Origin of the sequence: Streptomyces sp. NPDC003038 (genome assembly GCF_040611115.1) — a bacterium.
Lineage (GTDB): Bacteria > Actinomycetota > Actinomycetes > Streptomycetales > Streptomycetaceae > Streptomyces.
This window is the reverse complement of the sequence record NZ_JBEXNN010000007.1, coordinates 260,745-279,218: the sequence shown is the minus strand read 5'-3', so window position 1 is coordinate 279,218 and position 18,474 is coordinate 260,745. Positions and strand designations below refer to the sequence as shown.

Annotated in this window: 19 protein-coding genes; 10 read left to right on the top strand and 9 right to left on the bottom strand. The window is 71.9% G+C overall.

What is annotated here, in order from left to right:
* Positions 1–22 precede the first annotated feature (22 nt).
* The 5 genes from ABZX75_RS12350 (at position 23) to ABZX75_RS12330 (ending at position 4,606) form a co-directional block, all read left to right on the top strand.
* Positions 23–583, top strand: a complete 561-nt coding sequence (locus ABZX75_RS12350; RefSeq protein WP_355410103.1) for a SigE family RNA polymerase sigma factor — start codon at positions 23–25, stop codon at positions 581–583.
* 65 nt (positions 584–648) lie between these two features.
* Complete coding sequence (locus tag ABZX75_RS12345; protein WP_355410128.1) at positions 649–1,302, top strand: hypothetical protein; 654 nt, start codon at positions 649–651, stop codon at positions 1,300–1,302.
* 44 nt (positions 1,303–1,346) lie between these two features.
* Complete coding sequence (cseB, locus tag ABZX75_RS12340) at positions 1,347–2,054, top strand: two-component system response regulator CseB (RefSeq protein WP_355410102.1); 708 nt, start codon at positions 1,347–1,349, stop codon at positions 2,052–2,054.
* Complete coding sequence (gene cseC / locus ABZX75_RS12335; protein WP_355410101.1) at positions 2,051–3,361, top strand: two-component system sensor histidine kinase CseC; 1,311 nt, start codon at positions 2,051–2,053, stop codon at positions 3,359–3,361. Before cseB ends, cseC begins: the two co-directional genes overlap by 4 nt.
* Positions 3,362–3,418: 57 nt before the next feature.
* Entirely contained in the window at positions 3,419–4,606 is a 1,188-nt protein-coding gene (locus ABZX75_RS12330) for a LamG-like jellyroll fold domain-containing protein (RefSeq protein WP_355410100.1), read from the top strand.
* 21 nt (positions 4,607–4,627) lie between these two features.
* Here the strand turns inward: ABZX75_RS12330 and ABZX75_RS12325 are convergent, their stop codons facing one another.
* Positions 4,628–5,242: a M23 family metallopeptidase gene (locus tag ABZX75_RS12325; RefSeq protein ID WP_355410099.1), complete on the bottom strand. Its 615-nt coding sequence runs from the start codon at positions 5,240–5,242 to the stop codon at positions 4,628–4,630.
* A 493-nt stretch (positions 5,243–5,735) separates the two neighbouring features.
* Positions 5,736–8,261: an ATP-dependent Clp protease ATP-binding subunit gene (locus tag ABZX75_RS12320; protein ID WP_355410098.1), complete on the bottom strand. Its 2,526-nt coding sequence runs from the start codon at positions 8,259–8,261 to the stop codon at positions 5,736–5,738.
* Positions 8,262–8,724: 463 nt separating this feature from the next.
* Between ABZX75_RS12320 and ABZX75_RS12315 the strand changes: the two genes are divergently transcribed.
* Positions 8,725–9,315 carry an SCO3374 family protein gene (locus ABZX75_RS12315; RefSeq protein ID WP_355410097.1) on the top strand — a complete coding sequence of 197 codons (591 nt, stop codon included), beginning with the start codon at positions 8,725–8,727 and terminating at the stop codon, positions 9,313–9,315.
* Here ABZX75_RS12315 and ABZX75_RS12310 read toward each other — a convergent pair.
* The 7 genes from ABZX75_RS12310 to ABZX75_RS12280 all read right to left on the bottom strand — a co-directional run bounded on the left by ABZX75_RS12310 (position 9,294) and on the right by ABZX75_RS12280 (position 13,737).
* On the bottom strand, positions 9,294–9,629 hold the full coding sequence (locus tag ABZX75_RS12310; protein ID WP_030027396.1) for an Lsr2 family protein: 336 nt from the start codon (positions 9,627–9,629) through the stop codon (positions 9,294–9,296). The genes ABZX75_RS12315 and ABZX75_RS12310 overlap by 22 nt on opposite strands.
* Positions 9,630–9,795: 166 nt before the next feature.
* Positions 9,796–10,326: an amino-acid N-acetyltransferase gene (locus ABZX75_RS12305; protein WP_355410096.1), complete on the bottom strand. Its 531-nt coding sequence runs from the start codon at positions 10,324–10,326 to the stop codon at positions 9,796–9,798.
* A gap of 9 nt (positions 10,327–10,335) precedes the next feature.
* The gene (locus tag ABZX75_RS12300) at positions 10,336–10,860 is read right to left on the bottom strand and encodes a BlaI/MecI/CopY family transcriptional regulator (RefSeq protein WP_355410095.1); all 525 of its coding nucleotides are present in this window, start codon (positions 10,858–10,860) and stop codon (positions 10,336–10,338) included.
* A gap of 123 nt (positions 10,861–10,983) precedes the next feature.
* Positions 10,984–11,151: a hypothetical protein gene (locus ABZX75_RS12295; protein WP_355410094.1), complete on the bottom strand. Its 168-nt coding sequence runs from the start codon at positions 11,149–11,151 to the stop codon at positions 10,984–10,986.
* Positions 11,152–11,193: 42 nt separating this feature from the next.
* Complete coding sequence (locus tag ABZX75_RS12290) at positions 11,194–11,952, bottom strand: hypothetical protein (RefSeq protein WP_355410093.1); 759 nt, start codon at positions 11,950–11,952, stop codon at positions 11,194–11,196.
* Positions 11,953–12,063: 111 nt separating this feature from the next.
* Positions 12,064–12,252, bottom strand: coding sequence for a DUF397 domain-containing protein (locus tag ABZX75_RS12285; RefSeq protein WP_355410092.1), 189 nt, complete (start codon positions 12,250–12,252; stop codon positions 12,064–12,066).
* A 363-nt stretch (positions 12,253–12,615) separates the two neighbouring features.
* A complete protein-coding gene (locus ABZX75_RS12280; RefSeq protein WP_355410091.1) occupies positions 12,616–13,737 on the bottom strand; it encodes a beta-eliminating lyase-related protein in 1,122 nt (373 codons plus the stop codon).
* 97 nt (positions 13,738–13,834) lie between these two features.
* Here ABZX75_RS12280 and ABZX75_RS12275 point away from each other — a divergent pair, with 97 nt between their 5' ends.
* The 4 genes from ABZX75_RS12275 to nadC are packed head-to-tail and all read left to right on the top strand — an operon-like array spanning position 13,835 to position 18,472.
* Positions 13,835–14,752 (top strand): DUF2520 domain-containing protein, encoded by a 918-nt coding sequence (locus tag ABZX75_RS12275; protein WP_355410090.1) that lies wholly within the window; start codon positions 13,835–13,837, stop codon positions 14,750–14,752.
* Positions 14,749–15,744: a pantoate--beta-alanine ligase gene (panC, locus tag ABZX75_RS12270; protein WP_355410089.1), complete on the top strand. Its 996-nt coding sequence runs from the start codon at positions 14,749–14,751 to the stop codon at positions 15,742–15,744. The genes ABZX75_RS12275 and panC overlap by 4 nt, the downstream gene beginning before the upstream one ends.
* A complete protein-coding gene (locus ABZX75_RS12265) occupies positions 15,741–17,507 on the top strand; it encodes an L-aspartate oxidase (RefSeq protein WP_355410088.1) in 1,767 nt (588 codons plus the stop codon). The genes panC and ABZX75_RS12265 overlap by 4 nt, the downstream gene beginning before the upstream one ends.
* A complete protein-coding gene (gene nadC / locus ABZX75_RS12260; RefSeq protein ID WP_355410087.1) occupies positions 17,504–18,472 on the top strand; it encodes a carboxylating nicotinate-nucleotide diphosphorylase in 969 nt (322 codons plus the stop codon). The genes ABZX75_RS12265 and nadC overlap by 4 nt, the downstream gene beginning before the upstream one ends.
* Positions 18,473–18,474: the final 2 nt, after the last annotated feature.

The following is an 18,474-nucleotide window of genomic DNA, read 5'->3' as shown; positions in this document are numbered from 1 at the left end:
CACGGAACGGAGGCGGTCTGAGATGGCGCACGGCGAGGTACTCGAATTCGAAGAGTACGTACGCACTCGGCAGGACGCGCTGCTGCGCAGCGCCCGGCGCCTGGTCCCGGACCCCACCGACGCGCAGGACCTCCTGCAGACCGCCCTCGTGCGCACCTACGGCCGCTGGGACGGCATCGCCGACAAGTCCCTCGCCGACGCCTACCTCCGCCGGGTCATGATCAATACGCGTACCGAGTGGTGGCGCGCCCGGAAGCTCGAAGAGGTCCCCACCGAGCAGCTCCCCGACGCCTCCGTCGAGGACGGCTCCGACCAGCGCGCCGACCGCGCCCTGCTGATGGACATCCTCAAGGTGCTCGCGCCCAAGCAGCGCAGCGTGGTCGTGCTGCGACACTGGGAGCAGATGAGCACCGAGGAGACGGCCGCGGCGCTCGGAATGTCGGCGGGAACCGTGAAGAGCACGCTGCACCGCGCACTGGCCCGCCTCCGGCAGGAGCTGGAGAGCCGGGATCTCGACATGCGCGCGCTGGAACGCGGTGACCACACCACCCGGTACGAGGGGCGTGAGCGGTGCGCGGCCTGAACGGCCAAAGCCTGGACGGCGGAGGTTCTCCCCCGGCTACCGCCGGGAGGTACCCCCTGGTGCTGATGTCGGCGGGGACGGTCGTCCTCGTCGGCACAGCGCTGTTCGCCGTCGGATGCGCCACCGGCGGCACCGGCCTGCGCGACGGCGGGCCCGCCCGCAGCGAGTCCGCGGCCAAGACCGGGCCGGCGGCAGCGCCCTCGGCCGAACCGTCGCCGGACGCCTCTTCCGGTTCCGTGGCCGCCTCCGGCAAGCCCCCCAAGAAGGTCGACCTGATCGCCCTGCTCAAGGCGGACCCCAAGGTCAGCCCGGAGATCAAGCGCGATCTCAAGCCCTGCTCGGGCAAGGAGTACCCCGTCGACGTGAGCTACGGGAAGGTCACCGGCAGCCCGGTCGTCGACATCGTCGTCAATGTCCTGTCCTGCGCCGACGCGTTGGGCCGCGGCTCGTACGTGTACCGCGCGGACGGCGGAGCGTACGAGAATGTCTTCTCGGACGAACAGCCGCCCGTCTACGCCGAGATCGACCGGGGCGACCTGGTGGTGACGAAGCCGGTCCTCTCGAAGAGCGACGCGCTCGCCTACCCCGCCGGCGAGGACGTGATCACGTACCGCTGGGACGGGGGGAAGTTCACCGAGCGCGACCGGGTGCACTCGGAGTACAGCAACGTGGTCGACGGCGGTGGCCAGCCCGCCCCGGCGACGACCTACAGAGACTGAAGCACGTAAGACCGAGTACCGAAGAACTGAGGCGAGGCTTCCGCATGGCCGAGACCCATGTCCTGTTCGTGGAGGACGACGACGTCATCCGCGAGGCCACGACCCTGGCGCTGGAACGCGACGGGTTCGTGGTCACCGCCATGCCCGACGGCCTGTCGGGCCTGGAGTCCTTCCGGGCCGACCGGCCCGACATCGCGCTGCTCGACGTGATGGTCCCCGGCATGGACGGCGTCAGCCTGTGCCGCCGCATCCGCGACGAGTCCACCGTCCCCGTCATCATGCTGTCGGCGCGCGCCGACAGCATCGACGTCGTGCTGGGCCTGGAAGCGGGCGCCGACGACTACGTCACCAAGCCCTTCGACGGTTCGGTCCTCGTCGCCCGGATCCGCGCGGTGCTGCGCCGCTTCGGCCACGCCGGCGGTCCGCAGAACGGCGGCGGCTCCGACGAGGCACCCGACGGGGAGCGCGGGGTGCTCACCTTCGGTGACCTGGAGGTCGACACCGAGGGCATGGAGGTGCGCAGGGCGGGCGCCGCCGTGGCGGTGACGCCGACGGAGATGCGGCTGCTGCTGGAGTTCTCCTCCGCGCCCGGCACCGTCCTGTCGCGCGACCGCCTGCTGGAGCGGGTCTGGGACTACGACTGGGGCGGCGACACCCGCGTGGTCGACGTCCACGTCCAGCGGCTGCGGACGAAGATCGGGCAGGACCGGATCGAGACGGTCCGAGGCTTCGGATACAAGCTCAGAGGATGAGGCGCTTCACCCTGCGTACGGGGATCCGCTGGAAGATCACCCTCGCCATCGCCGCCGTGGGCGCGCTCACCGCGGTCGCGCTGAGCCTGGTGGTGCACAGTGCTGCCCGCGTGTCGATGCTGGAGAGCGCACGCGAGTCGGAACTGGACCGGGTGCAGTACATCGCGCGCATCGCCGAGGGCGGGCGCAAGCCCGTCATGGGAGCCAAGCTCAACGACCCGGAGTTGCCCGCCGAGCTGCGGGAGAAGGTCCGGTCGGGGCGGCGCGGGACGTACGTCCAGGAGCACCCGAAGGGGCTCCCCGAGGTCTGGGCCGCCGTACCGCTCGGGAACGGCCAGGTGCTGTCCCTTCACCACCAGTTCCGGGAGAGCGCCAACATGGTGCGCGACCTGGACCGGGCCCTCGTCGTCGGCTCCCTCGCCGTCGTGATCGGCGGCTCGGCGCTCGGCGTGCTCATCGGCGGCCAGATCTCCAGCCGGCTGCGCAAGGCCGCGGCGGCCGCGCAGCGGGTGGCGCACGGGGACCCCGAGGTACGGGTCCGGGACGCGGTCGGCGGCGTCGTACGGGACGAGACGGACGACCTGGCGCGGGCGGTGGACGCCATGGCGGACGCCCTCCAGCAGCGGCTGGAGGCCGAGCGGCGGGTGACCGCGGACATCGCGCACGAGCTGCGGACCCCGGTGACGGGCCTGCTGACGGCTGCGGAACTGCTGCCTCCGGGGCGCCCGACCGAGCTGGTACGGGACCGGGCGCAGGCGATGCGGGCGCTGGTCGAGGACGTGCTGGAGGTGGCCCGGCTGGACAGCGCGTCCGAGCGGGCGGAGCTTCAGGACGTGGCGCTCGGCGAGTTCGTGAGCCGTCGGGTGAAGGCGCTGATGCCCGAGGCGTCGGTGCGGGTCGTCGCGGACGAGATCGTCAGCACCGACCCGCGGCGGCTGGAGCGGATCCTCGGCAACCTGCTGGCCAATGCCGCGCGGTACGGGCAGCCGCCGATCCAGGTCGACGTCGAGGGCCGGGTGGTACGGATCCGCGACCACGGGCCGGGCTTCCCGGAGGCGCTGCTGCGCGAGGGACCGAGCCGGTTCCGGACCGGCTCGACCGACCGCGCGGGCGTGGGACACGGGCTGGGGCTGACCATCGCGGAGGGCCAGGCCCGGGTGCTCGGCGCCCGGCTGACCTTCCGCAACGTGGCGGCCCCGGGCGGCGCGGACCACGAGGGCACGGCGGCGGGCGCGGTGGCGGTGCTGTGGCTGCCGGAGCACGCGCCGACGGCGACGGGGAGCTTCCCCGTCATCCAGCTGCCGTAGGGCACGGATCGGTACCGGGCCGTACGCCCCGCGGGGTCGTGACTTAGCATCCGTGGCATGACCGACGGCACGAATCCCCCCAGCAGTCCGCAGCCCGAGCAGCCCTCCCCGGGGAGCGGCGGCTACGGGTTCCCGCCGGGGCCGCCCGCGTCCGGCGGCTACGGCTACCCCTCCGGCGCGCCGGCAGGCGGTGGCGGCTACGGCTTCCCCCAGGCCGGGCAGCCCAACCCGTACCAGCAGGACCCGTACCAGCCGGCACCGAACCAGCAGGACGCGTACGGGCAGGGCGCGGGCGCACCGGGCGCGTGGCCGCCGGCCGCCGACCAGCTCCCCCCGCTCGGCGGGACCGGCGATCAGCCGGACTGGGACGCCCTGGCCGACCGCGCGGCGGCGGACCGGCGCAAGAAGCGGCTGTGGCTCGTGGTCGGCGGGGTGACGGTGCTGGCGCTGCTGGCCGGCGGCGGGACGTTCTGGTTGATGAAGGGCGACGGGGACCCGAATGTCGTCGCCGACGACCAGTCCTCGGCCTCCGCCTCGGCCAAGCCCGGCGAGTCGAAGGCACCGGGGGCGTACACCCCCACCGTCGAGGGCGACGCGACCCTGCTGCGCGACAGCAACGGCAAGCTCGGTATCCGGCTGGGGCCCGACACGCAGATCACACCGCTGGGCAAGCGGTTCCAGATCGTCCTCAAGGGCACCGCGAACTCGTACGCGCAGGCGGCCGAGCCGGCCGTGGACGTGACGAAGAGCTTCACCGTCACGACCCGCCTCTACAACTCGGCCGCCAAGGGCGGGCGGATCGCCGTGAGCCAGGGCGACGGAGAGTCGTTCTCCTTCGAGCTGGGCCTGGACGAGGTGAACGGCAAGCACGCCTGGTTCTTCCGCATCCAGAGCGGGGACAAGGGCGCTGCCGCAACCACCAGGACCGTCGTCGCCGAGGGGGTCAACACCTTCAAGACGGCCACGATGCTGATGGCCACCTACGACGCCGAGAAGAAGACCATCGCCCTCTACGTGGAGGGCAAGAAGGCCGGCGAGGCCCAGGTACCGGGCATCTGGCAGGCCCCCGGCCCGCTCCAGCTGGGGCGCTCCAAGCACCACAACATCTGGATCGGCGCGTGGCAGGGGGCCATGCACAACATACGGATCTACGACACGGCCTTCACGCAGGAGCAGGCCACCGCGTACAAGGAGGGCAAGCTCGGGGCGGCGACGAAGCCGGCCCACTCCTGGCTGCTCACCTGACCGGTCCGTGGGGGCGGCGGATCAGATGCTGACGCCGGCCTTGCGCAGGAAGGCCACCGGGTTGATGGACGAGCCGTAGTTCGGGGTGGTCCGGATCTCGAAGTGGAGGTGCGGGCCGCTGGAGTTTCCGGTGTTGCCGGACAGGGCGATCCGCTGGTCGGTGGAGACCTTCTGGCCGATCTTGACCTGGATCCGCGAGAGGTGCGCGTACTGCGAGTACGTGTTGTTCGCGTGCTTGATCACGATGGCGTTGCCGTAGGCCGGGCCGTCGCCGCCGCCGTTGGGGCCGGCCTTGACGACGACGCCGCTGTGGACGGCGTTGACGGGGGTGCCGACCGGGACGGCGAAGTCCTGGCCGGAGTGCTTGCGGGCCCACATGCTGCCGCCCTTGCCGTAGGTCGCGGACAGCGTGTACTTGTCGACCGGCTTCTCCCACAGGGAGGGCTTCTTCGCGGCGGCGGCCGCGGCCTGGGCGGAGGCCTGCTGGGCCACCAGCTCGGCCGTGCCGGCCAGGGCCGTCCGCGTCGTGTCGGCGAAGGCTGCGGTCGTCCCGGCCCCAAGGGCCAGCACCGCACCGAGAGCGGTGGTGCCGACGGCGATACGGGTACGACGGGTGTTGACGCGCTTCGCGGACATGAAGCAGACCTCCGGGGCCGGGGACGAGGAAGGGTTCACGCCCGTCAGGGGCATGAAGTGACCCGGCACCGTGGAGCGTGTGCCGGGTGGGCTCATCCTTGGTAACCCGTGCCCCCCGGCTTCCCCAAACCCCTCGATTACTACCCGGGCTCGTAGGGGTAGGGGGTGTGACGAAGTCGGTTGACCAGGTGCTTACTGGGCCGCTGAGGGACAAAACGGGTGACTGGATCTACGAAACGTTCTAGTAGGTCCGATTTGCCCTGTGCGGCTTGTCACCGGCGGCCACGCCGGAATGTCGGTTTCAGGACCAAAGACCCGCGGCCCCCGCTGAGCGCTCTCCGACCCCCCACCGAGCCCGCCGAGCCCGCCGAGCCCCCGCCGGGCGCGGACGGCACGGGGGCGGACGGTGGCAGGAACGGAGACGGCACGAGGGCGGCCCCGGAACCTTTCGGTTCCGGGGCCGCCCTCGTGTCCAGCTGTCCGCCCTCGGCGGTTACGCGCCCTTCGAGAGGTCCGGGCCGGAGCCCGTGGCCTCGATCGGGGGGAGGTCCGGCAGAGCCGACTTCTCCTCGCCGCGGAAGGTGAACTTGGCTTCGTCGCCCTCACCCTCCTTGCCGACGACCACGATCTGACCGGGGCGCAGCTCGCCGAAGAGGATCTTCTCCGAGAGCAGGTCCTCGATCTCGCGCTGGATGGTCCGGCGCAGCGGGCGGGCGCCCATGATCGGGTCGTAGCCGCGCTTGGCGAGCAGGAGCTTCGCGTCACCGCTCAGCTCGATGCCCATGTCGCGGTCCTTCAGGCGCTCGTCCACCTTGGCGATCATCAGGTCGACGATCTGGATGATGTCTTCCTCGGTGAGCTGGTGGAAGACGACCGTGTCGTCGACACGGTTGAGGAACTCGGGCCGGAAGTGCTGCTTGAGCTCTTCGTTGACCTTCGCCTTCATCCGCTCGTAGCCGGTCTTCGTGTCGCCCACGGCCGCGAAGCCGAGGTTGAAGCCCTTCGAGATGTCCCGCGTACCCAGGTTGGTCGTCATGATGATGACCGTGTTCTTGAAGTCCACGACCCGGCCCTGGGAGTCGGTCAGGCGACCGTCCTCCAGGATCTGGAGAAGGGAATTGAAGATATCCGGGTGGGCCTTCTCGACCTCGTCGAAGAGGACGACGGAGAACGGCTTCCGGCGCACCTTCTCGGTGAGCTGGCCGCCCTCTTCGTAGCCCACGTAGCCGGGGGGCGAACCGAAGAGGCGGGAAACCGTGTGCTTCTCGCTGAACTCCGACATGTCGAGGGAGATCAGCGCGTCCTCGTCACCGAAGAGGAATTCGGCGAGCGTCTTGGAGAGCTCCGTCTTACCGACACCGGACGGGCCGGCGAAGATGAACGAGCCACCGGGGCGCTTCGGGTCCTTCAGACCCGCACGGGTACGCCGGATCGCCTGGGAGAGCGCCTTGATGGCGTCCTTCTGGCCGATGACGCGGCGGTGGAGCTCGTCCTCCATGCGCAGGAGCCGCGAGGACTCCTCCTCGGTGAGCTTGAAGACGGGAATGCCGGTCGCGGTCGCGAGGACTTCGGCGATGAGCTCGCCGTCGACCTCGGCGACGACGTCCATGTCGCCGGCCTTCCATTCCTTCTCGCGCTTGGCCTTCGCCGCCAGCAGCTGCTTCTCCGAATCACGGAGTGAAGCCGCCTTCTCGAAGTCCTGGGAGTCGATGGCCGACTCCTTGTCGCGACGCACGTTCGCGATCTTCTCGTCGAACTCACGGAGGTCCGGCGGCGCGGTCATCCGGCGGATGCGCATCCGGGAGCCGGCCTCGTCGATCAGGTCGATCGCCTTGTCCGGGAGGAAGCGGTCCGAGATGTACCGGTCCGCCAGCGTCGCCGCCTGGACGAGGGCCTCGTCCGTGATGGAGACGCGGTGGTGGGCCTCGTAGCGGTCGCGCAGGCCCTTGAGGATCTCGATCGTGTGCGGGAGGGAAGGCTCCGCCACCTGGATCGGCTGGAAACGGCGCTCGAGAGCCGCGTCCTTCTCAAGGTGCTTGCGGTACTCGTCCAGCGTCGTGGCACCGATGGTCTGGAGCTCACCACGGGCCAGCATGGGCTTGAGAATGCTGGCGGCGTCGATCGCGCCCTCGGCGGCGCCCGCACCCACGAGGGTGTGGAGCTCGTCGATGAACAGGATGATGTCGCCGCGGGTGCGGATCTCCTTGAGCACCTTCTTCAGGCGCTCCTCGAAGTCACCGCGGTAGCGGGAGCCCGCGACCAGGGCACCGAGGTCGAGGGTGTAGAGGTGCTTGTCCTTGAGGGTCTCGGGCACCTCGCCCTTGACGATCGCCTGCGCCAGACCCTCGACGACGGCGGTCTTGCCGACGCCGGGCTCGCCGATGAGGACGGGGTTGTTCTTCGTACGGCGGGACAGCACCTGCATGACCCGCTCGATCTCCTTCTCGCGCCCGATGACCGGGTCGAGCTTGGATTCGCGAGCAGCCTGGGTGAGGTTGCGGCCGAACTGGTCCAGGACGAGCGAGGTCGAGGGCGTGCCCTCGGCCGGTCCGCCGGCCGTGGCCGACTCCTTGCCGCCCCCGGAGTAACCGGAGAGCAGCTGGATGACCTGCTGCCGGACCCGGTTGAGATCGGCGCCCAGCTTCACCAGGACCTGGGCTGCGACGCCCTCGCCCTCGCGGATCAGGCCGAGCAGGATGTGCTCGGTGCCGATGTAGTTGTGGCCGAGCTGGAGGGCCTCTCGGAGCGAAAGCTCCAGGACCTTCTTCGCCCGCGGGGTGAAGGGGATGTGGCCGGACGGGGCCTGCTGCCCCTGACCGATGATCTCCTCAACCTGCTGGCGAACAGCCTCGAGCGAAATCCCGAGGCTCTCCAAGGCCTTAGCGGCGACACCCTCACCCTCGTGGATCAAACCCAGGAGGATGTGCTCGGTGCCGATGTAGTTGTGGTTGAGCATCCGGGCTTCTTCCTGAGCCAGGACGACAACCCGCCGCGCGCGGTCGGTGAACCTCTCGAACATCGTTTATCGCTCCTCAGAGCGGTCGGGCAGTTCGGGGTCGGTCCCCGCCCTGTCCTTCCGCATGCTAGTCCCGCGGGGCGGGACAGCTCATTCCAACTGCCGACATCCGTTCGCGGCTCACCCCCACGTCGGTGAGGAAAACCGGCTTGAAGAGCCGACAACTGCTCCAACCCGATGGTGCGAGACGATGTTCCCGCAGGCCAGGCAGATACCCGTCACACGTGTACGCCGATGGCGAACGGAAGCCGGTCAAACCAGCGTGTCGCCCCGATCCACTAGGAATGTCTTACCCGTAAGGGCTGACACTCCATGCCCGTGATGGTGGTTCCCTCCGCTACGGGCGAACAAGTTCGCGTGCCGAATGCCGGACTTCACCTGCACGGATGTTTACCCTCCGCTTTGGTTCGGGGGCGGTCCGTCACCATAGCCGTAACCCGGGGGCGTTTCGGGAGTTGCTCCCTGCATGGCTCTCACCGTCCCGCTGCCCCGCGTCCCGCCCGAGGACGACGCGTACGCCTCCTGGTACGAGCGGGTGCTCGGCTGGGCCGTGGCGGGCGGGCCGCCCGCCCAGCTCGTCACCGGGACGCGCTTCGACGTACTGGAGCTGCCGTCCGACGCCGGGGCGGCGCTGCTGAACGGGCCCGTCGCCACGGGTCCGGTGGCGCTCGTGGGGCACAGGATGCGGTTTCTGGTGGCCCCGGGGAGCGCGGAGGAGCTGGACGGGCTGCTCGACTGGCTGGAATGGGGCGGGGTCGCCCTGGATCTCGCCGCCCTGGGTCCGGGTGGCCGGATCACCGCCCCCGTCCCCCCGGGGCTGCCCCCGGGAGAAGGTCCCCGGGGGGCCGCCGTGTGGTTGCGACCCCCCGAGCGGGGATGTGAGGCACTGCTGCCCGCTCTGCCCGGTCCGGGGCAGGGCACAGGGCCCGCCCGCGGACCCGATCTGGCCCGCCTGGTCGCCGCGGCGGCGACGGAATGCCACCGCGCGCGATTGCGGCGAGCCGCGACCCGCGCCCGGGTGCGAGGCGCCGTGGATCAGCCCTTGGCCTTCTCGTAGGCCTCGCGGATCTCGGCCGGGACGCGGCCGCGGTCGTTCACGTTGTAGCCGTTCTCCTTCGCCCACGCGCGGATCTCGGCGGTGTCCGGGTTACCGGTCGCCGCGGCGCGCCCCTTGGCACGGGCCGCGGTGGCACGGCCACCGGTGCGGCGGCCGCCCTTGGTGTACGGGTCGAGCAGACCGCGGAGCTTTTCAGCGTTGGCGGTGGTGAGGTCGATCTCGTAGGTCTTGCCATCCAGAGCGAACGTCACCGTCTCGTCCGCCTCGCCACCGTCGAGGTCGTCGACAAGAAGGACCTGAACCTTCTGTGCCACCGGGATTTCCTTTCATCGAAAAGCAGTACGCGGAAAGGAAACCGCTTTTGCCTGAAAAACACAAACCCCCGGGGAGAGGTTCGAGACCGCAACGGGGCGGGAAACGTGCGCGATTCGGACATAGGCCACAGCCGTGCGGAGCACGGGAAAAGCCGGTAGTCGTCGATCACAGGTGCAGAAGCATCCGACTGTTGCCCAAGGTGTTCGGCTTCACTCGTTCGAGACCGAGGAACTCGGCGACACCCTCGTCATAGGAACGCAGGAGCTCCATGTAGACATCGGTCTCGACCGGGGTCTCGCCGATCTCGACGAAGCCGTGCTTCGCGAAGAAGTCCACTTCGAAGGTGAGGCAGAAAACCCGGCTCACGCCCAGCGCGCGGGCGGTGCGCAACAACTGCTCCAGTACCTGATGGCCCACGCCTGCGCCCTTCAGCTCGCGGTCGACGGCGAGAGTGCGGACTTCGGCGAGGTCTTCCCACATCACGTGGAGAGCGCCGCAGCCGACCACCTGGCCGTCCGAGTCCCGTTCCGCGACCCAGAACTCCTGGATGTCCTCGTAAAGGACGACCGGGGCTTTGTCGAGCAGGATCCGCTGCTGCACGTACTGGTCGAGCAGGCGCCGCAGCGCGGGAACATCACCGGTGCGGGCACGGCGGATCGTCACTGTTTCTGCATGTGCAGCGGAAAACTCTCCCATGCCCGGACGCTATCGCCCCGGCTCGCCCCGTCGCTCGGCGGAGCCCTCTTCGGCCCCGGGCGCGACGGGGGCTTCGGGGGCGGCTTCCGTGTTCCCTTCGGCAGCGGCTTCGGGGGCGGCTTCGGCAGCGGCTTCCGCCGGCGGTCGGACAGCGGGCTCAGCGGCGGACTCGTCGTCGTGCTGGACGATCCGTACGGCATCCCGGAGGGCTTCCCGCTGTTCCGCGGACATCATGCCGAAGAAGGCGACGAGAGCGGCAGCGGGGTTGTCGCTCGTCGACCAGGCTTCGTTCATCAGTGCGGCCGAGTACGCGGCGCGGGTGGAGACCGCCGTATATCGATAGGCGCGGCCTTCGGCTTCCCGGCGGACCCAGCCCTTCTGATGAAGATTGTCCATAACGGTCATGACCGTGGTGTACGCGATGGACCGTTCCTGCTGAAGGTCTTCCAGTACTTCTCGAACGGTGACCGGGCGGTTCCACTGCCACACCCGTGTCATGACGGCGTCTTCGAGTTCTCCCAAGGGGCGAGGCACAACAGCACGATAGGCCGGATTGTGCGGAATTGCCCGACTATTCGGCCGCCAACGCGCAACAGAATCGGCGTACGGCCGGGCAAAGCCGGAAGACGGACCCCGGTCCCGTCGTTCCCGGCGGCCCTACTTCCGAGCCTGCCGGGTGGCCTCGGCCCGGGCGATCACGGCGTCGACCGCCGCGTCTTCCTTGGCCTTGTTGGCGCCACCCTGACTCTTCACGATCGTCACGATGAGAGCGATGAAGAACGCGGCCATCACGATGGGGGGCACGAGCGCGGAGACGTAGTCCATGGCTCCAGACTAACCAGGTCGCGTGCGGGTGGTCTTCGTGGGTCAGCCGGCGGCGTGCCGGACGTCGCGGGCCCGCGGAGACCGCCCGGACGGCACCTGGCCGACGGCGCGGTCGGCCGAAGGGGGCGGGGTGGGCTTGCGGCGTGGCGGGAACACCTCGCCGGGGGTCGGGACCGGCCGCTCCGGGCGCGGGGGCTGCTCGGGCCGCGGCGCCGGGCGCGGCTCCCCTTCCCGGCCGCCATCTTCCCGGCCGCCCTTTTCCCGGCCGCCTCCGTCCCGACCGCCATCGTCGCGCCCGCCATCGTCGCGCCCGCCGCCGTCGCGCCCGCCGCCGTCCCGGCCGCCGCCGTCCCGGCCGCCGGCCAGGGCCAGCAGCCGCGTCCGGGGTACGGGGGCCGTCGACAGCCGCCGGCGTACGGAGCGCTCCGCGACGGCCTGGGCCCGGTCGAGCAGACCCGCCGCGACCGGGTTGGCGCGCAGCGCGCGCAGGGCGGCGAGGTCGTCGGGCCCGGGCTCGTAGTCGGCGGCCAGGGCGTACTGGAGGAGCTCCAGGTACCCGGAGAGGCTGCCGGGCAGGGCGTCCCGGTAGCGGGCCAGGTCGTCGAGGAGGAACGCTCTGAGCCTGCCCGCCTCCTGGACCGCGTCGTCCACCGACCGCGCCAGGCGCAGGCAGTCCTGGACCTCCGCGGCCGCCAGGGGGGCCGAGGAGGACTGAAGGGCGTGGGCGAGCGAGCGCCTGAGCACATGGAGCTCAGCAGCGCTGAACGCCATGCCGCCGCGGGATCCGTAAGGCGTGGGCATGGCCCGAAGATACGCGCTAATCGGACAAAACCCCCTGAGGGCGAGCGATTCCGGCGCGGCGGGCCCCCGTGTGGGTTCCTGGCGGGGCTCAGGGAGGGCTCAGGCGGGGGCTCAGCCGGCTTCCTTGACCGCGCGCAGGAAATCCGCCCAGGCGGCCTGGGTCGTCGCGAGGACGAGGTGCGCCGGGTCGGCGCGGTCGGCCACCCGTACGAGGGTGCCGGGGGCGGCGGCGACGTAGACGCAGGCGTCTTCCTCACCGCAGAACGAGGACTTCTGCCACGTGGGCCGAGCAGCGGTCATGGTGTCTCCTCCGGGCACGGTCGCCGGTAATTCCCGTGGAGGGACGGTATCGCCGCGATGGGGTTCTGCCGGTGACTTCTGCAGAATTCGGTGATTCGTACCCGAAGGCGGGCGTGCTCGGGTGCGGGACCCGCTGCGCGGAACCTTCCACCGCCCCGCCGGTGATTCGTCCCGAAACCGGCGCACTCGGGTGCGGGACCCGCTGCGCGGAACCTTCCACCGCCCCGCCGGTGATTCGTACGGAAACCGGCGCACTCAGGTGCGGGACCCGCTGCGCGGAACCTTCCACCGACCCGCCCCGACCCGCCCCGACCCGCCTCTCCCCGGAACCGGGCTCCGGCCCGGCAGCCGCGCCTCGGGGCCCTACAGCCGCGCCACGAACCCGGCCGCCGCCTCCCGGACGTCCGCCGCCGTCCACGACAGCCCCGGCTCCGTGACCTCCAGCTCCGTCATCGCCAGCCCCGGCGGTCCGTCGGGGGACCAGCGGCGGAAGAGGACCGTGCCCGTCTCCTCAGCCAGCCTCAGACCTGCGTCCGTGAGCCGGTCCGCCTCGTACGGGAGCCACACCTGGAACTGGTGCGTGTGCGGTTCCTCCGGGTGGATGCGGAACCAGGGGACCCCGGAAGCCGAGAACGCCTCGCGCAGGGCGTCGGCCACCACCCGCGCCCGGGCGACGTACGCCGGGAGTCTCGGCAGCTCCGCGTCCAGGCCGGCCAGCGCCGACAGGGCCTGCGGGAACTGGCGGAAGATCTGGCCCCCGTAGCGGTGGCGCCAGACGCGGGTCTCCTCCACGAAGGCGCGCGGCCCGGCCAGGGCCGCCCCGCTGAGGCCGCCGAGCGACTTGTAGAAGGAGACGTAGACCGAATCCGCCAGCGCGGCGATCTCCGGCAGCGGGCGGCCGAAGTGGACGGTGGACTCCCAGAGCCGGGCCCCGTCGAAGTGGACGACCGCGTCGCGTTCCCGGGCCGCGTCGACCAGCGCCGTCAGCTCCTCCCAGGACGGCAGGAGGAAGCCCGCGTCGCGCAGGGGCAGTTCCAGCATCAGCGTGCCGAAGGGTTCCGCGAGGTCCTGGATCTCCGAGGGCTCCGGCTGGCGCGCCTCGGTCGTCGGGTGCACCGTGCGCAGGCCGGACACGGCCGACAGCGCGCCGCCCTCCCACAGCTCCGGGTGGCTCATCGGGTGCAGCGCCACCACCGGGTTCCCGGTCCGGCCCGCCCAGCAGCGCAGGGCGATCTGCTGCGCCATCGTCCCGGACGGGAAGAACGCCGCGTCCTCGGTGCCCAGCAGCTCCGCGACCCGGCGCTCCAGCTCGGCGACGACGCCGCCGCCGTACACGTCGGCCGGCTCGTCCATGTCGTACGGGGCTTCGGCGAGCGAGGCCAGCAGTTCCCCGACCGTGGGTTCCATCAGGCTGCGGGACAGCGTCCGCCCCGCTCCGCGCCAGGCCGCCACCAGCCGCTTCGTACGCTCCGTGTCGTCGCTCATGCCCCCGATCATCGCCGACCGCCCCGAGGGCCAGGGGCTAGCATGGCGACGTATCGTCCGGTACCCCCCGCGGACTGGAACGGAAGGCCTTCCCCGCGTGAACTCATCACAGCAGCCGCGCCCTGCCCGGCTCGCCGTCGGCGTCGTCGGAGCCGGCCGCGTCGGTCCCGCGCTGGCCCGCGCCCTCCAGCAGGCCGGACACCGGCCCGTCGCCGTGTCCGGAGTCTCCGACGCGTCCGTGCGGCGGGCCGAGCGGATGCTGCCCGACGTGCCGCTGGTGACGCCCGCGCAGGTCCTGGAGCGGGCGGAGCTGGTCCTGCTCACCGTCCCCGACGACGCGCTGCCGTCCCTGGTCGCCGGCCTCGCCGAGACCGGAGCGATCCGTCCGGGCCAGCTCCTCGTCCACACCTCCGGCCGGTACGGGGCCGCCGTGCTCGACCCGGCCCGGCGCGCGGGCGCGCTGCCGCTGGCCCTGCACCCCGCGATGACCTTCACCGGCACCGAGGTCGACGTACAGCGCCTCGCCGGCTGCTCCTTCGGCGTCACGGCCCCGGAGGAGCTGCGGCTCGCCGCCGAGGCCCTGGTCATCGAGATGGGCGGAGAACCCGAGTGGATCGCGGAGGAAGCCCGTCCGCTCTACCACGCCGCTCTCGCCCTCGGCGCGAACCACCTGGTCACCCTGGTCGCCCAGTCGATGGAGCTGCTGCGCAAGGCCGGCGTCGAGCACCCCGCCCGGATGCTCGGCCCGCTGCTCGGCGCTGCTCTCGACAACGCGCTGCGCTCCGGCGACGCCGCCCTGACCGGCCCGGTGGCGCGCGGCGACGCCGGCACCGTCGCCGCCCACGTCTCGGAGCTGCGCAAGCACGCGCCCGGCACGGTCGCCGGGTACCTGGCGATGGCCCGCACCACCGCCGACCGGGCTCTCGCCCACGGTCTGCTCAAGCCCGAACTCGCCGAGGACCTGCTCGGCGTGCTCGCCGACGACGCGGCGGAGAAGGGGGGCGGCGACCAGTGACGACCGAACTGCTGCTGCACACCGCCGAGGAGCTGCACAAGCTCCCGCGCACGGGCCGGCGGGCCGTGGTGATGACCATGGGCGCCCTGCACGAGGGCCACGCCACCCTCATCCGCGACGCCCGCGCGCAGGCCGGGCCGGGCGGGCAGGTCGTCGTCACCGTCTTCGTCAATCCCCTCCAGTTCGGTGCGGGCGAGGACCTCGACCGCTACCCGCGCACCCTCGACGCCGACCTGCGCATAGCCCAACGGGCGGGCGCAGACGCGGTGTTCGCCCCCGCCGTGGACGAGGTCTACCCCGGCGGCGCCCCGCAGGTGCGGATCAGCGCCGGCCCCATGGGCGAGCGCCTCGAAGGGGCCACCCGCCCCGGCCACTTCGACGGCATGCTGACCGTCGTCGCCAAGCTGCTCCACCTCACCCGCCCCGACCTGGCCCTCTTCGGCCAGAAGGACGCGCAGCAACTGGCCCTGATCCGGCGGATGGTGACCGACCTGAACTTCCCCGTCGAGGTGGTCGGCGTGCCGACCGTCCGCGAGGAGGACGGGCTCGCGCTCTCGTCCCGCAACCGCTACCTCTCCCCGGCCGAGCGGCGGACCGCCCTCGCCCTGTCCCGCGCCCTGTTCGCCGGGCGGGACCGGCTCGCCGCGCAGGCGGCGCTGCGCGCCCGCGCCGAGGCCTCCCCGGCCAGCGACGAGCGGGCGACCGCGCTGGCCCGGCTCGGCGAGATCCGCGCCTCCGCCGACGCGCACGCCGTCTCCGCGGCGGGCGCCGGGCTGCCGGAGGCCGTACGGGCCGCCGCGCTGCACGTCCTGGAGGAGGCGGGCCGCTACGATCCGCCGCTGGTCCTGGACTACCTGGCGCTGGTGGACCCGCAGGACTTCACCGACGCCGGCCCCGGGTTCACCGGGCAGGCCGTGCTGGCCGTCGCCGCGAAGGTGGGCACGACCCGGCTGATCGACAACATCCCATTGGAGTTCGGAGCACACCCGTGAGCACCCCAGGCGAAGGCCCCGCCGCCGGCGGCACCGGCATACGGCTGCACGCCCCGGCCCCCGGCTGGGCCGTCGACGCGGACGTCGTGGTCGTCGGCTCCGGCGTCGCGGGCCTGACGGCCGCGCTGCGCTGCGCCGCCGCGGGCCGCCGTACCGTCGTGGTCACCAAGGCCCGGCTCGACGACGGCTCCACCCGCTGGGCCCAGGGCGGCATCGCCGCGGCCCTCGGCGAGGGCGACACCCCCGAGCAGCACCTGGACGACACGCTGGTCGCGGGCGCGGGCCTGTGCGACGAGGCGGCCGTGCGGCTCCTCGTCACCGAGGGGCCGGACGCCGTACGCCGCCTCATCGCGACCGGCGCCGTCTTCGACACCTCCGCCGAGACCGGGGAGATCGAGCTGACCCGCGAGGGCGGCCACCACCGCCGCCGGATCGCGCACGCGGGCGGCGACGCCACCGGCGCCGAGATCTCCCGCGCCCTGGTCGAAGCGGTCCACGCGGCGGGCATCGAGACCGTCGAGAACGCGCTCGTACTGGACCTCCTCCAAGACGCGCGGGGGCGTACCGCCGGGGTGACGCTGCACGTCATGGGCGAGGGCCAGCACGACGGAGTCGGCGCCGTCCACGCGCCCGCCGTGATCCTCGCGACCGGCGGCATGGGCCAGGTCTTCTCCGCCACCACCAACCCGGCGGTGTCGACGGGCGACGGCGTGGCCCTCGCCCTGCGCGCCGGGGCGGAGATCTCCGACCTCGAATTCGTGCAGTTCCACCCCACGGTGCTCTTCCTCGGCCCGGACGCCGAGGGGCAGCAGCCGCTGGTGTCGGAGGCGGTCCGGGGCGAGGGCGCGTACCTCGTCGACGCGGACGGCGTCCGCTTCATGGTGGGGCAGCACGAACTCGCCGAGCTGGCGCCGCGCGACATCGTCGCCAAGGGCATCATGCGCCGCATGCAGGTACAGGGCACCCGGCACATGTACCTGGACGCCCGGCACTTCGGCGCCGAGATGTGGGAGCAGCGCTTCCCGACCATCCTCGCCGCCTGCCGCGCCCACGGCATGGACCCCGTGACCGACCTCATCCCGGTCGCGCCCGCCGCGCACTACGCCTCCGGGGGCGTACGGACCGACCTGCACGGCCGCACCACCGTCCCCGGCCTGTACGCGTGCGGCGAGGTGGCCTGTACCGGCGTGCACGGCGCGAACCGGCTGGCCTCCAACTCCCTGCTGGAGGGCCTGGTCTTCGCCGAGCGCATCGCCGAGGACATCGCCCTCCACGCGCAGTCCGGCAACGGCCCGGGCATACCGGTCCCCGCGACCGGCCCCCTGCAGCCCGCCGAGGCCCGCTTCGAGATCCAGCGGATCATGACGGACGGCGCGGGCGTGCTGCGTTCCGCCGAGTCCCTGCGTACGGCCGCCGAGTCCCTCGAAGCCCTGTACGCCAAGGCCCTGAACGACCTCGACGCGCACGGCAAGACCGCCGAACCCGGTGTGGACACCTGGGAGGCCACGAACCTGCTGTGCGTGGCCCGGGTGCTGGTCGCCGCCGCCGAGCGGCGCGTGGAGACCCGCGGCTGCCACTGGCGCGAGGACCACCCGGACCGGGACGATGCCGCATGGCATCGGCATCTCGTCGTCCGGCTGTCCGCGACCGAGAAGCGGGCCCTGGTCGTCACCCCCACCGACTCCGCGGACTTCCCGTCCGTACGCGTCCCCCTCAGCACCCCGAGCACCCCGAGCACCCCGAGCCTGGAGCAGCGACCGTGAGCACCCCCGAACTTCCCCTGATCGACCAGAACGAAGGCGGCTGCGGCGACGACTGCGGTTGCGGCGACGGCGAGGAGAGCGGCCTCGACCCGGCGCTGGCCCAGCTGCTGGCCGACGCCGGCCTGGACCCCATCGAGGTCGAGGACATCGCCCACATGGCACTGTCCGAGGACCTGGACGGGGGCGTGGACGTCACCACCGTCGCCACGGTGCCCGAAGAGGCCGAGGCCGTCGCCGACTTCATCGCGCGCCAGGACGGCGTCGTGGCCGGCCTGCGCATCGCGGAGGCCGTCTTCTCCGTGGTCTGCACGGACACCTTCGAGGTGGAGCGCCACGCGGAGGACGGGGACGCCGTCAAGGCGGGGCAGGTGCTGCTCTCCGTACGCTCCCGCACGCGCGACCTGCTCACCGCGGAGCGCAGCGCGCTGAACATCATGTGCCGCCTGTCGGGCATCGCGACCGCCACCCGCCGCTGGGCCGACGTCCTGGACGGCACCGGGGCGAAGGTCCGCGACACCCGCAAGACCACCCCGGGCCTGCGCGCGCTGGAGAAGTACGCGGTGCGCTGCGGCGGCGGCGTCAACCACCGCATGTCCCTCTCCGACGCGGCGCTGGTCAAGGACAACCACGTGGTCGCCGCGGGCGGCGTCGCGCAGGCCTTCAAGGCCGTACGAGAAGCCTTCCCCGACGTACCCGTAGAGGTCGAGGTCGACACCCTGGAGCAGATCGGCGAGGTGCTCCAGGCCGGCGCCGACCTGATCCTGCTGGACAACTTCACCGTCGAGCAGACCGCGGAGGCCGTCGCCCTGGTGGCCGGCCGCGCGGTGCTGGAGTCCTCGGGCCGGCTGACCCTGGACACCGCCCGGGCGTACGCGGAGACCGGGGTGGACTACCTGGCCGTCGGCGGCCTGACCCACTCCTCGCCGATCCTGGACATCGGCCTCGACCTCCGCGAGGCGGTGTAACC

Coding starts and splice junctions, on each gene's coding strand:
- ABZX75_RS12350 (WP_355410103.1), top strand. CDS start 23: ATGGCGCACGGCGAGGTACTCGAATTCGAAGAGTACGTACGCACTCGG.
- ABZX75_RS12325 (WP_355410099.1), bottom strand. CDS start 5,242: ATGTCCGCGAAGCGCGTCAACACCCGTCGTACCCGTATCGCCGTCGGC.
- ABZX75_RS12305 (WP_355410096.1), bottom strand. CDS start 10,326: ATGGGAGAGTTTTCCGCTGCACATGCAGAAACAGTGACGATCCGCCGT.
- cseC (WP_355410101.1), top strand. CDS start 2,051: ATGAGGCGCTTCACCCTGCGTACGGGGATCCGCTGGAAGATCACCCTC.
- cseB (WP_355410102.1), top strand. CDS start 1,347: ATGGCCGAGACCCATGTCCTGTTCGTGGAGGACGACGACGTCATCCGC.
- ABZX75_RS12315 (WP_355410097.1), top strand. CDS start 8,725: ATGGCTCTCACCGTCCCGCTGCCCCGCGTCCCGCCCGAGGACGACGCG.
- ABZX75_RS12290 (WP_355410093.1), bottom strand. CDS start 11,952: ATGCCCACGCCTTACGGATCCCGCGGCGGCATGGCGTTCAGCGCTGCT.
- ABZX75_RS12320 (WP_355410098.1), bottom strand. CDS start 8,261: ATGTTCGAGAGGTTCACCGACCGCGCGCGGCGGGTTGTCGTCCTGGCT.
- ABZX75_RS12345 (WP_355410128.1), top strand. CDS start 649: ATGTCGGCGGGGACGGTCGTCCTCGTCGGCACAGCGCTGTTCGCCGTC.
- ABZX75_RS12295 (WP_355410094.1), bottom strand. CDS start 11,151: ATGGACTACGTCTCCGCGCTCGTGCCCCCCATCGTGATGGCCGCGTTC.
- ABZX75_RS12330 (WP_355410100.1), top strand. CDS start 3,419: ATGACCGACGGCACGAATCCCCCCAGCAGTCCGCAGCCCGAGCAGCCC.
- ABZX75_RS12280 (WP_355410091.1), bottom strand. CDS start 13,737: ATGAGCGACGACACGGAGCGTACGAAGCGGCTGGTGGCGGCCTGGCGC.
- ABZX75_RS12285 (WP_355410092.1), bottom strand. CDS start 12,252: ATGACCGCTGCTCGGCCCACGTGGCAGAAGTCCTCGTTCTGCGGTGAG.